The sequence below is a fragment of the Cypionkella psychrotolerans genome, from assembly GCF_001294535.1.
Taxonomy (GTDB): domain Bacteria; phylum Pseudomonadota; class Alphaproteobacteria; order Rhodobacterales; family Rhodobacteraceae; genus Cypionkella; species Cypionkella psychrotolerans.
In genome coordinates, this window is sequence record NZ_LGIC01000034.1 from 11,968 (window position 1) to 24,160 (window position 12,193).

The window sequence follows — 12,193 nt, forward strand, 5'->3', positions numbered from 1 at the left end:
GAAGGATGCACGGGATGCCTCGCAAAAGCTATTGCCGAGTCGCTGTTTATGCGAGTATGTTTATTATGTCTACACATAAGGAGTCGCTGCTGTGATTTTTGCTACCCGCGCTTTGCTGCCCCAAGGTTGGGCTGAGAATGTCAGGATCACTGTGGCCGATGGCCATATCAGCGCCATATCCGTCGGGGCTAAGGCGCAGACGGGCGATGTGCTTGTGTCGGCGCTGCTGCCTGCGCTGGCGAACCTGCACAGCCATGCGTTTCAGCGCGCAATGGCGGGGATGACCGAGCATCGCATCGCCGGGCGGGATAGTTTCTGGACGTGGCGCGATCTGATGTATCGGTTTCTGGATCGGCTGACGCCGGAGCAGATGCAAGCCATTGCGGCGCTGGTGTTTATGGAGATGCAGGAGGCGGGCTATGCCTCAGTCGGCGAGTTCCATTATGTGCATCATCAGCCGGGTGGCGCGGTCTATGCGGATATTGCCGAGTTGTCGGGGCGGATTTTTGCTGCGGCTGATCTGACCGGGATCGGGCTGACGCATCTGCCGGTACTGTATACCTACGGCGGGGCGGGCGAGCAGCCTTTGGCCGCGGGGCAGTTGCGGTTTGGTAATGATGTGGATCGGTTTGCGCGGCTGGTTGAGGCGGCGCGGGCTTCGGCGCGATCACTGCCTGCCGATACCCGTGTGGGGATTGCGCCGCATTCGTTGCGGGCGACCAATCCGGGGGATTTGCTGCGGGCCTTGCCGATTGCGGCGGGCAATCCGGTGCATATTCATGTGGCGGAACAACCGAAAGAGGTCGCGGATATCTCGGCTTGGCTGGGCGCGCGTCCGGTGGAATGGTTGCTGGCGAATACGCCGATCAATGACGATTGGTGCGCCATTCATGCGACGCATATGACGGAGGCGGAGACGGTTGGGTTGGCGCGTTCGGGGGCTGTGGCTGGGTTGTGCCCGATCACCGAAGCCAATCTGGGCGATGGGCCGTTCAATGGGCCGGGATGGTTGACGGCGGGCGGGGCGTTCGGGATTGGGTCGGACAGCAATGTGCGGATTTCTTTGACAGAGGAATTGCGGACGTTGGAGTATAGCCAGCGGCTGCGCGATATTGCGCGCAATGTGATGGTTTTGGGCGAAGGCTCGGTCGGGCAGGCGATTTATCTGGGTGCGGCTAAAGGTGGCGCGCAGGCTTTGGGGCGCAAATCCGGGGCGATTGCGGTGGGGATGCTGGCGGATGTGGTGGCGATTGATCTGTCGCACCCCTCGCTCTGCGCTTTGCGGAATGATCAGATTTTGGATGGGCTGGCGTTTGCGGCATCCGATGCGGTGGTGACTGACCTGTGGTCGGCGGGGCGGCATCAGGTGCGCGGCGGGCGGCATGTGCAGCGTGATCAGATCATTGCGGGCTGGCGTGTGGCTGTGCAGGGGCTGGTGGACGCGCTATAGGGCGCTGAGGAGGCCAGCATGCCAGATACTGCAAGGACCGAGACGCCAAAGGCCGAGACGACGACCTTTCGCGAGGTGATGGCCGAGATCGTGGCGCGGATCACCGAAGGCCCTTGGGGGCCGGGCACTTTGCTGCCCGGAGAGGTGGAGTTGGCGGAAGAATTCGGCGTCTCACGCACCACGATGAACCGGGCTTTGCGCGAGGTGTCCGATCTGGGCTTTCTGGACCGCAAGCGCAAGGCGGGAACGCGGGTGCGGATGGCGCCGATCCGGCAGGCGCGGTTTGAGATGCCTGTGGTGCGCTCAGAGATTGAGAAAACCGGAGCGGAATATCGCTATGCTTTGGTCAGCCATGAGGTGGTTGTGGCCCCGGATTGGCTGCGGCTTCGGATGGGGCTGAAGGCGCGCGCAAAGGTGGTGCATCTGCTGTGTTTGCACTTTGCCGATGGCGTGGCGTTTCAGCTGGAGGACCGCTGGATCAACGCCAGCGCATTGCCGCAGGCTTTGGAGCAGGATTTCTCGGAGGTGGGCCCGAATGAATGGCTGGTCGCGACGGTGCCATTCTCGGAAGTGGAGATCAGCTTTCTGGCAGCGGCTGCGGATGCTGTGATGGTGGCGCATCTGGATCACGCTTTGGGCGATCCGGTGTTCTGTGTCGAGCGCGCGACATGGTGGCAAAACGCCGCCGTGACACTGGTGACGTTGGCGCATCGGCGGGGATATCGGATGACGACGCGGTATTGAGCAGGCATGAACCGAGAGAAAACTCTGCGGGGCAGAGTTTTCCGGTTCATTGCTCAAAAGGCGGAACGCCGCTTCAGCAAGGGGTGTTGATTCGCAAACCCACGGATGAAAATCGGGGCGCGCCTGTCTGGTAGCTGCATGCAAACGCGCCCGCCGGGGCAGGCAGGCGCGTCCCGATCTGTCTGCGGCCAAATCGGGAAAGACTTCCAGTGCTGCGCCTCAGGCGTTCACGTCGATTACGCAACGGCCCTTGATTTGACCCGCCAAAATCTCCGCCCCCAAGCGCGGCAGGTCGGTGAGGCTGGCCATCGTCACCATCGATTCCAGCTTGTCCAGCGGCAGGTCGGTGGCAATGCGCGCCCAAGCGGCTTGGCGGTTGGCGTAGGGTTGCAGCACGGAATCAATGCCCAGCAGGTTGACGCCGCGCAGCAGGAACGGGATCACCGAGGCGGGGAGCTGTGAGCCCCCGGCCAGACCAACCGCCGCAACCGAAGCACCGTAGTTCAGCTGACCTAAGACTCGGGCAAGCATTGCGCCACCGACGGCATCAATGCAGCCGGACCATTGCTCAGACTCCAAGGGGCGCTTGACCGTCTCATTGATCTGGTCGCGCGCGACGATTTGAGTCGCCCCCAAGTCGCGCAGATAGCCTTCCGTCTCGGGCCGCCCGGTCACGGCAGCCACCTCATAGCCCAGACGCGCAAGGAGGGTGACGGCGACAGAGCCGACACCGCCCGCCGCCCCGGTCACCAGCACCGGCCCCTGCCCCGGCTTTAGTCCATGCGATTCCAAAGCCATCACCGCCAGCATCGCAGTCAGGCCAGCAGTGCCCACTGCCATCGCCGCGCGGCTGGTCAAGCCTTGCGGCAACGGCACCAGCCAATCGGCTTTGACGCGGGCTTTCTGGGCGTAGCCGCCCCAATAAGCCTCCCCCACCCGCCAGCCGGTCAGCACCACTTTGTCGCCGGGTTTGTAGCGCGGATCATCCGAGGCCTCGACCGTGCCTGCAAAATCAATCCCCGGCACATGCGGGTAAGTGCGCACCATGCCGCCGCCTGAGCCCATGCACAGACCGTCTTTGTAGTTCACGGTGGAATATTCGACCGCCACCAAAACCTCACCACTCGGCAGATCGGCCAAAGTCAGGTGTTTCACGGCAGCATGGGTCGCCCCTGCGGCGTCTTTATCGACAACCAGCGCTTTGAACGTCATTTGCGGTCCTTTGCTATGGCCGATCCGGCCTTGGGGGGATGCGACACTAGGACGGCGCTGGCGTCAAGCCGCGTTGGGCGCGCCCAGCGGCATTGGGGCCGAGTAGTTTTCCCGCATGAAGGTCAGGAAATTGTCGCGGTATTGCCTTGTGTGGGCTGCAGCCAAGGCATCCGCGCGGTTGATGTCGCGGGCGCGGATGGCTTCCAGCATTTCGACATGCTCGTCGGTTAGAAGATAGCCGTCGTGAGTGCGCTCAATATATTGAAAATGCAGATGTAACATGCGGCGGCCTTGGTCGAGCAGGCGTTCATAAAAGGCGGTCAGATAGGGGTTCTTGCCAGCTTCGGCGATGGCCATATGGAACAGTTTATTGCCCTCGGACATGGCCAGATGATCGCCCGTCTTCACCGCCGCGACAAATTCCTTTTGACGCTGGGCGATGGCTTTCAGATCGGCGTCGGTGCGGAGTTCGGCGGCCAAACGGGTGTTCATGCGCTGCGCGATATCCAGTGCTTCAATGTATTTCGGGAAGCTGGTGACGTCGATAGGGGCGACGATGGTGGAGCGGTTGGCGAGCATCACCACCAGATATTCGCCCGCCAGCCGGATCAGGGCTTCGCGCACCGGGGACCGTGACATGGTAAACCGTTCGGCCAGCGAGGTTTCATCCAGCAACGCACCGGGCCGCAGTGCCAGCGACAGGATTTCATCGCGGATCGTCTCATAGGCGAATTTCGCGCCGGTGCCCTTGGCGCGTTTGATCTCAATTTCATCCATTGGGGCAGCCTCCGGTGGTTTGTTGAGAGATAGCGTTTCAGGCGCTTCGTGTCGACACAGATTATTTTTGATTTGACGTGTCGGCACGCTGTCGCCATGAATTGGGGCAACGCCGCGCCGGTTGTGCGGTCTCGATTCGTTTGCAAAGGATGTCTCATGCTGAAACTCTCTGGCGTCATGCCTGCCTTGGTCACGCCGTTTGATGCGGCAGGTCAGATCGACTTTGTGGCGTTCAAAACCCATCTCCAGGGGTTGCGCGCGGCGGGCGTGACGGGCTGGGTGCCGTGCGGGTCGTCGGGTGAGTATAACCTGATGTCGGATGCGGAACGTGAGGAGGTTTTGGCGTTTGTGAAGGCGTTTGCGCGGCCAGAAGAGACGTTGATTGCAGGCACCAATGCACCGCATACGGCGGGGGTGATCGCCAATACCAAGCGCGCCAAAGAATTGGGCTATGACACAGTTTTGCTGGCGACGCCATTTTACACCAAGCCGACACAGGCCGAGTTGATCAAGCATTTCAATGCCGTGCTGGATGCGGTGGATGTGAGTATCGTGCTATATTCCTACCCCGACAAGGATGGGGTGGAACTGGGCTGGGAGGTTTTGGATGCGCTGGCGGATCATCCGCGCGTGATCGGGATCAAGGAAAGCTCGGGGTCTTTGCAGCGCGCGATTGGGATTGCAACGCGTTATGCGGGGCGGATTCAGCTGGTGTCGGGGTCGGATGACATTGCGCTGGATTTCATGTTCTGGGGCGCGGACAGTTGGATTTGCGGGCCTGCGAATTGCATGGCGCAGGCGGTGTGTGATCTGGACCGGACCTATCGCTCGGGTGATTTGATCAAGGCCAAGGCGCAGATGGCGACACTGTATACCGCGATGAACATTCTGGAATCCGGCAAGTTTGTACAGAAGCTGAAATATGGCTGCGAATTGCAGGGGGTGCCGGTGGGGGAGTGTCGGATGCCATTGGGGCCGTTGACGGCAGAGGAAAAGGCCGATTTCGCAGCGGCGATGCAGCCGATCATCAACTGGAAATAAGCCATGGTCACGGTTGTCATTGGCGCAGGGATCATCGGCACCGCGATTGCGCATGATCTGCAAAAGCGCGGACGGCAGGTGGTTTTGCTGGACCGCGACGCGCCAGGGCAGGGGGCGTCGTTTGGCAATATGGCCTCGATTGCGGTGACCGAGTTTATGCCCGCCTCGCGCCCCTCGATCTGGCGACAAATTCCGGGCTGGATGCTGGACCCGGAAGGCCCAGTGCGGGTGCGGCCCGGCTATATGCCGCGTTTGGTGCCGTGGTTCTTGCGGTTTATTGCGGCCTCGCGGCCCAGCAAGCTTCGGGAATTGGAGGCGCAGGGGGCGGTTTTGTGTGGGCGGGCGCTGGCGGATACGCAGGCGTTGCTGCGCGAGACGGGGCTGGAGGATCAGATTTCTGAACAGGGCTGTCTCTCGCTGTATACCGATGAGGCAGAGTTTCGGGCGGATCGCGAACATATCGAAATTCTGGAGCGGTTTGGCTTTGCGCATGAGGTGATCGGCGGGGCCGCCCTGCGCGCGTTGGAGCCAGCGCTGTCGGATAAGATCGGCATGGCGGTGCGGTTTCCAGACAATCGCTCGATGAAGGACCCGTATAAGCTGGTGCTGGCCTTGGCCGAACGCTTCCGCGCTTTGGGTGGGCGGATCGAGCAGGGCACGGCGGTGGGGTTTGCGCGCGGCGACCAGATCACGGCGGTCAAGCTGGCGGGTGGCCGCGAGATTGCGGTGGATGAGGTGGTAATCTGCGCGGGGGCGTTCTCGGGCAGGCTGTCGAAGCTGCTGGGCGAGGCTATTCCGCTGGAAACCGAGCGCGGCTATCACACGCAAATCATGGCTCCGGGCATCGAGATGCAACACTCGATCATCTGGCCCGCGCGGGCGTTTATGGTGACGCCGACTGCGGGCGGTATTCGGGTGGGCGGCACGGTGGAAATGGCGGGCTTGGATGCGCCGCCGGATTATCGCCGCGCGAAAGTGACGGTGCGCCGGGCGCAAACCGCGCTGCCGGGGCTGCGGTGTGAGGATTTTACTGAATGGATGGGCCACCGCCCTGCCCTGCCCGATACGGTGCCGATCCTGTCGGCCTCAGCCAAGACGCGGGGGGTGTTTTACGCCACTGGGCACGGCCATCTGGGGCTAACTTATGCCGCGACCACTGCAAAGGTGATGGGCGATCTGATCACTGGGGGGCGGGCGGAGATTGACCTGCATCCCTACCGCGTTAACCGCTTTTGAAAGGCTGAACATGCAGTTTGAAAACACGCTTGATCTGCTGCTGGTCCATGCGCAGGGCGAAATCGGCAAGGTGATCATCGGCGGCGCGCCTGAGATTCCGGGCGCGACCATTCTTGAGAAGATGAACCATATCAATACCGTGGATGACAGCCTACGCCGTTTTGTCACCTTTGAGCCGCGTGCGGGCGTCGCGATGAGCACCAATCTGCTGCTGCCGCCGACCCGCCCGGATGCCGATGCGGCGTTCATCGTGCTGCAACCGGACCGGGCGCATCCGATGTCAGGCTCGAACTGCATCTGCGTGGTGACGGCTTTGCTGGAAAGCGGGCGGGTGGCGATGGTGGAGCCTGAAACCGTGGTGCGGTTGGACACAGCGGCGGGGCTGATTGTGGCGCGAGCCGATTGCAAGAACGGGCGCTGTCTGTCGGTCAGTTTGGACAACGTTCCGGCCTTTGTGCTGGCTTTGGATGCTGAGGTTAAGACCGCTGATTTTGGTGTGATCCGCGCCGATATTGCCTTTGGTGGGGTGTTCTATGCGTTGGTCGATGTCGATCAGATCGGGCTGTCGATTGTGCCCGAAAACGCACGGGCTTTGGCCGAGGCGGGGATTGCGATCAAGGCGGATTTGCAGGGGCAGATTGAGGTCAGCCATCCCGATATTCCGGGTTTGGATGATGTGGCCTATGTGATGTTTCGCAGTCGTGAGGCCGATGGCAGCATCCGCACCTGTACCACTTTGAAGCCGGGGCGGGTGGATCGCTCGCCTTGTGGCACCGGATCTTCGGCCAATCTCGCGGTGATGTTTGCGCGGGGGGAGGTTGCGGTGGGCGATGCCCGCGTGTCGCGCTCGATCATCGGCGGGACGTTCACGGCGGAAGCGATTGGTGAGGCGGTGGTCGGCAACCGTCGCGCCGTGCTACCCCGCATCACCGGGCAGGGCTGGGTTTACGGGCGGGAACAGTTGCGGATCAGCCCGGATGATCCTTTTGCGCGCGGCTTTGCGCTGTCGGACACTTGGGGCTCGCAGGTGGGCGAGCTATGAGTTTGGCAGGTCGCGCGGTTCTGGTCACCGGAGCAACCGGGGCGATTGGGCAGGCGATTTGCGTCGCTCTGGCTGCCGAGGGCGCGCGGGTGGTGATCCACTATGGGCGCAATCGGGCGGCAGCCGAGGCTTTGCTGGCGCAGATCGGCGGGGCGGGTTGGTGCGTTGGGGCGGATTTGGCGACGGCTGAGGGGGCGACGACGCTTTGGCAGCAGGCCGAGGCTTTGGCGGGGCGCTTGCATGGCTTGGTGAACAATGCTGGCATCCGATCTGAGGTGGCCGTCGGTGCACCGCTGGATCAGTGGCAGGCGGTGTGGGGGCGGGAGTTTCGGGTGAATTTCCTTGCTGCGGTCGATCTGACGAAAGCGGCGATCCTGCACTTTCGGGCACAGGGCGGCGGGCGGATTGTGAATATGGCCAGCCGGGCCGGGCAGCGGGGATATGCCTCCAACGCGATGGCTTATGGGGCCAGCAAGGCCGCGTTGATCAACCTGACGAAATCGGTGGCGCAAAGTCATGGGGGCGAGGGGATCACGGCAGTGGCGATTGCGCCGGGTTGGGTGCGCACCGAGATGGCCGAGGCGTTTATTGCCCAGCATGGTGAGGCTGCGGCACTGGCGGGCATCCCGATTGGCGCGATGGCCGAGGCGGCTGAAATCGGCGAGTTGGTGGCTTTTGCTTTGCGGCCAAGTCAGGCGTCGTTGAACGGGGCGGTGCTGGATGTGAACGGCGGCAGTTATTTGCGCTAGGGGGACGGGATGCGGTTTCAGGATAAAGTGGTGGTGGTGACCGGGGCGGCTGGCGGCATTGGCGGTGCAATTTGCGCGCGCTTTGCCAGTGAAGGGGCTCTGGTTGTCGTGACGGATGTGAACGGTGACGGCGCCGAGACGACGGCTGCGGGTTTGCGGGCCTCGGGTGGTCGGGCGCGCAGTTTTGCGGCGGATATTGGCGCGGCGGAGGGTTGCCGCGCGGTGATCGACGATGTGATAGCGGTGGAAGGGCGGATTGATGTTTTGTGCAACAATGCCGGGGTTAATCGGCGTGGAAACCTGCTTTCGCTGACGGCTGATGACTGGAATATCTCTTTCGCCATTAACATCGACGCAATGTTTCACCTGTGCCAAGCCGCCTTGCCGCATATGATCGCGGCGGGGGGTGGGGCGATTGTGAACACTGCTTCACAATGGGGTTTGCACCCCGCGCCGAACCACATCGCCTATAACGTCACCAAAGCGGCGGTGGCGAGTTTCACCCAGAACCTTGCCCGCGATTATGCTGCGCAGAAAGTACGCGTCAATGCGGTCTGCCCCGGCGAAATCCACACGCCGATGTTGGAGGCCGGGGTGAAACGATCCGGTCGCACGATTGCCGATCTGGATCGTATGGTGCCTTATGGCCGGATAGGTCGGCCTGAGGAGGTTGCGGCCTTGGTGGCGTTTCTGGCCTCGGATGAGGCGGCGTTCATGTGCGGGTCTTTGGTGGAAATCACCGGGGCGCAGGCGGTCGCGTAAGATTGGGGCTCATGGGGGAATGATGCGGTTAGGGTTTATTGGCACCGGCACGATCACGGCGCATATGGTGCGGGGGCTGAAGGCCTCGGCGCTGGCGGAATGGCCGATTGTGCTGTCTCCGCGCAATGAGGCGGTGGCGGCGGAACTGGCTTTGTTGCCGGGTGTAACGGTGGCTGCGAGCAATCAGGCCGTCATTGATCAGTGTGATCTGGTGATCCTCGCGGTGCGTCCGCAGGTGGCGGAGGCGGTGTTTGGGGCTTTGGTTTTCCCGGCAGATCGCCCGGTGATCAGTCTGATCGCGGGGTTGCATATCTGCAAGATCGCCGAATGGACGGGGGCTAAGGATATCGCCCGCGCCATCCCGCTGCCGTTTGTCGAGCGGCATGAAGGGGTGACTCCGGTGTTCCCGCCGCAGCGCCACGCGATGCAGATTTTCGCCGCCTTGGGCACCGCTTTGCCCGTCACCGATCTGGTCGCCTACGATGCCTATGGCGCGGCAAGTGCGCTGATGGCCAGCTATTTCGGTCTGCTGGAAACCGCGGCGGATTGGATGGTGGCGCAGGGCCATCCGCGCCTCGATGCCGTCGCCTATCTGCGCGGGCTGTTTGGCAGTTTGGGCGATGTTTTGCGCGCAGGCCCGGCCTCGTTTGAACAGTTGCGGGAGGATCATTCGACCAAGGGCGGCTTGAATGAAATGATTTTTCAACGCTTCGTGCAAGGTGGCGGCGGGGCGGCGATGGAGGCCGCTTTGACGGCGGCCTTCAAACGGGTGCAGGGCTAGGGCCTCAGGCGTAGATATAGCCACCGGAGACAATGATGTTCTCTCCGGTCATATAGGTGTTGCGCGGCCCGCCTGCCATCAGCACCCATTCGGCCATTTCCTTCGGCTCTCCGCCGCGCCCCAGCGGGCTGGCTTTGGCCAGTTCACCGAGGAAACCCAACTCCCGCGCGCGGTTCGTCGCCATGCCAGCGGGGGCGACCGAGTTCACAAGGATGCCATCGGGCGCGACCTCTTGCGCCATGCTTTTGGTCAAAGACACCACCGCCGCTTTGGTCGCGGCGTAATGCGCGTTCTGCGGATGCGCCTTGAAGGCATCGACCGAGGTGATGTTGACGATGCGGCCGCGGATATGGCCGATGGGGTCTTGGCGCTTCATCTGGCGGATGGCGGCGACCATCATGTGATAGGTGCCTTTGACGTTGATGGCGTTGGAGGCATCCCAATCAGCGTCGGAAATCTCAAGAATCGGTTTGCGCGGATAGATTGCGGCGGAATTGATCAGGGTGTCGACGCGGCCCAAAGCCTGCGCAACCGAGGCAAAGGCGGCATGGGCGGCCTCGGCGGTGCGAATGTCGCAGGCGGCAAAGGCGTGCGGCAAGCCTGCGTCGCGGGCGGGGGCCAAGGCAGCCTCGGCGGCTTCGGCGTTCAGATCAATGATACCCAAGGCGGAAGCCCCTTCCGCCACCGCCATTTCGGCCAGCAACGCGCCCAGACCCGCGCCGCCACCGATGATCACAACGGATAAACCCTTCATCTTAAGCCTCTTTCTTCGAGGTGCCTGTGGCGACCCCCTGATAGGTGGGAAGAATATCGAACCGCGCCACGTCGACGGATTGCGGCAGGGCCAGCACGGCGAGCAGCATTGCGGCAACGTCTTCGGGCTGCACAGCTGCGTTGTCCGCATACATCGCGGCGCGGGCCTCGGCGGGCAGCAGGGCGTTGTAGAGCCCGGTCTCTACCCGCCCCGCGACGATCTCGGTCACCCGAACGCCGTGTGGGGCCATGTCTAGGCGCAGGGCTTGGGCGAAGCCGCCGATGGCCGCTTTGGTGGCGCAATAGACCGCGAGATTGGCAAAGGGGGCGTGGCCTGCCGTGGATCCAGTGAAGAAGATATGGCCGTGGGCGCGCGTGCGCATTCCGGGGGCTATGGCGCGGGTCAGCGACAGAACGGCGCGCAGGTTGGTGTTGATGGCGTGGTCAATATCGGCGGGGTCGGCATCGCAGAAATTGCCCAAGGGCGGCATCATGCCGGCGTTGTTCACCAGAATATCCGGGGCGAGGTCGGCCAGATCAACCAAGCCTGACGGATCGGTGAGATCAATCTGCCGGGTTTGCAGGCCAAGTGCTGACAGATCGGCCAGCGCGTGGGCGTTGCGGCCCAAAGCCATCACTTGATGGCCTGTGTTATGTAGGGCGATAGCGATCGCGCGGCCAATGCCGCTGGTCGCCCCTGTCACCAATGCCTGCGCCATGCCGCCTCCTGCTTAAACAACGGGCAAAGCCCAGTTTTCACGCGCCACCCAATCGCAGAACGCCGCGATGGCTTTCACCCGGCGGTGCGCTTTTGGCAGCACCAGATAGAACCCCGGGATCTGCGCTTGCGGCATCCCCGCCATCACATCCAGCCCAAACGGGGCGATCAATTTGCCCGAAGCGAGGTCTTCCTCGGCGTCAATGGTGGACAGCAAACCAACCCCCAAGCCCGCCAAAGTTGCCCGCCGCATGGTGGCGGCATCCTGAAACCGCAGCGCGTCGGGGGCATGGATTCCCGTAACGCCAAGGTGCCGCAACACGGGCACCCAGAGGTCAGCCAGCACGGAATGCAGCAGCGGCACGTCGAGCAGATCACCCGGCGCGCGCAGACGCATGGCGAGGTCGGGCGTGCAGCAGATCACCTTTATGTCGCGCAGCAACAGCACCTGATCAAACTGCGTCCAAGTGCCAAAGCCCCATTGGATCGCCACATCGACATCGTCGGCGACGAAATCCGGCAGCTCGACCATCGTGGTCAGCCGCAGATCGGCCCCCGGCATGATCTCACGAAACCGCGCCAGCCGATCCAGCAGGAACCGGGTGGCGAAATACGGGCTGGCGTTGAGGTTGATGCGGTTGCGTTGGCCCAGCTTGGTGACCCGCCGCACGCCCTCGGCAAATTCGTCAAACCCGGCTTGGATGTGATGCGCCAGCAAGATCGCCTGTTCATTCGGCTCAATCGCACGGCCTTTGCGGGCGAAAAGCTCCAACCCCAAGGTGTCTTCCAGCAGTTTGATTTGCTGGCTGACGGCTTGGGGGGTGACGCTTAACTCGTCCGCAGCACCGCGAAAGCTGCGGTGCCGCATCACGGTTTGAAACACCCGCAGCGCGTTCAAAGGCGGAAGGCGCGGCGGGCGGTCCATGGG

13 protein-coding genes are annotated in these 12,193 nt (G+C 62.5%); 8 read left to right on the forward strand and 5 right to left on the reverse strand.

Annotation, left to right across the window (positions count from 1 at the left end; all coding sequences use genetic code 11):
• Positions 1-91 precede the first annotated feature (91 nt).
• Complete coding sequence (locus AKV04_RS07760) at positions 92-1,450, forward strand: formimidoylglutamate deiminase (protein WP_054005892.1); 1,359 nt, start codon at positions 92-94, stop codon at positions 1,448-1,450.
• An 18-nt stretch (positions 1,451-1,468) separates the two neighbouring features.
• Positions 1,469-2,194 (forward strand): UTRA domain-containing protein, encoded by a 726-nt coding sequence (locus AKV04_RS07765; protein WP_054005893.1) that lies wholly within the window; start codon positions 1,469-1,471, stop codon positions 2,192-2,194.
• Between the two features lie 219 nt (positions 2,195-2,413).
• On the opposite strand, the gene AKV04_RS07770 is transcribed toward AKV04_RS07765, so the two are convergent.
• Together AKV04_RS07770 and AKV04_RS07775 are read right to left on the reverse strand one after the other, a co-directional pair.
• A complete protein-coding gene (locus AKV04_RS07770) occupies positions 2,414-3,406 on the reverse strand; it encodes an MDR family oxidoreductase (protein WP_054005894.1) in 993 nt (330 codons plus the stop codon).
• Between the two features lie 63 nt (positions 3,407-3,469).
• Positions 3,470-4,183: a GntR family transcriptional regulator gene (locus AKV04_RS07775; protein WP_054005895.1), complete on the reverse strand. Its 714-nt coding sequence runs from the start codon at positions 4,181-4,183 to the stop codon at positions 3,470-3,472.
• A 156-nt stretch (positions 4,184-4,339) separates the two neighbouring features.
• Between AKV04_RS07775 and AKV04_RS07780 the strand changes: the two genes are divergently transcribed.
• From AKV04_RS07780 to AKV04_RS07805, 6 genes are read left to right on the forward strand one after another with little or no spacing between them, the layout of a single operon-like run.
• Entirely contained in the window at positions 4,340-5,224 is an 885-nt protein-coding gene (locus AKV04_RS07780) for a dihydrodipicolinate synthase family protein (RefSeq protein WP_202905583.1), read from the forward strand.
• A 3-nt stretch (positions 5,225-5,227) separates the two neighbouring features.
• Positions 5,228-6,460: an NAD(P)/FAD-dependent oxidoreductase gene (locus tag AKV04_RS07785; RefSeq protein WP_054005896.1), complete on the forward strand. Its 1,233-nt coding sequence runs from the start codon at positions 5,228-5,230 to the stop codon at positions 6,458-6,460.
• Positions 6,461-6,470: 10 nt separating this feature from the next.
• Positions 6,471-7,502, forward strand: coding sequence for a proline racemase family protein (locus AKV04_RS07790; protein WP_054005897.1), 1,032 nt, complete (start codon positions 6,471-6,473; stop codon positions 7,500-7,502).
• On the forward strand, positions 7,499-8,251 hold the full coding sequence (locus AKV04_RS07795) for an SDR family NAD(P)-dependent oxidoreductase (protein WP_054005898.1): 753 nt from the start codon (positions 7,499-7,501) through the stop codon (positions 8,249-8,251). Before AKV04_RS07790 ends, AKV04_RS07795 begins: the two co-directional genes overlap by 4 nt.
• Positions 8,252-8,260: 9 nt before the next feature.
• Positions 8,261-9,013: an SDR family NAD(P)-dependent oxidoreductase gene (locus tag AKV04_RS07800; protein ID WP_054005899.1), complete on the forward strand. Its 753-nt coding sequence runs from the start codon at positions 8,261-8,263 to the stop codon at positions 9,011-9,013.
• 22 nt (positions 9,014-9,035) lie between these two features.
• Positions 9,036-9,794, forward strand: coding sequence for a pyrroline-5-carboxylate reductase (locus AKV04_RS07805; RefSeq protein WP_162232842.1), 759 nt, complete (start codon positions 9,036-9,038; stop codon positions 9,792-9,794).
• A 4-nt stretch (positions 9,795-9,798) separates the two neighbouring features.
• On the opposite strand, the gene AKV04_RS07810 is transcribed toward AKV04_RS07805, so the two are convergent.
• The 3 genes from AKV04_RS07810 to AKV04_RS07820 are packed head-to-tail and all read right to left on the reverse strand — an operon-like array spanning position 9,799 to position 12,190.
• Positions 9,799-10,548, reverse strand: a complete 750-nt coding sequence (locus AKV04_RS07810) for an SDR family NAD(P)-dependent oxidoreductase (protein WP_054005901.1) — start codon at positions 10,546-10,548, stop codon at positions 9,799-9,801.
• Between the two features lies 1 nt (position 10,549).
• The gene (locus tag AKV04_RS07815) at positions 10,550-11,266 is read right to left on the reverse strand and encodes an SDR family oxidoreductase (protein WP_054005902.1); all 717 of its coding nucleotides are present in this window, start codon (positions 11,264-11,266) and stop codon (positions 10,550-10,552) included.
• A gap of 12 nt (positions 11,267-11,278) precedes the next feature.
• A complete protein-coding gene (locus tag AKV04_RS07820; RefSeq protein ID WP_054005903.1) occupies positions 11,279-12,190 on the reverse strand; it encodes a LysR substrate-binding domain-containing protein in 912 nt (303 codons plus the stop codon).
• Positions 12,191-12,193: the final 3 nt, after the last annotated feature.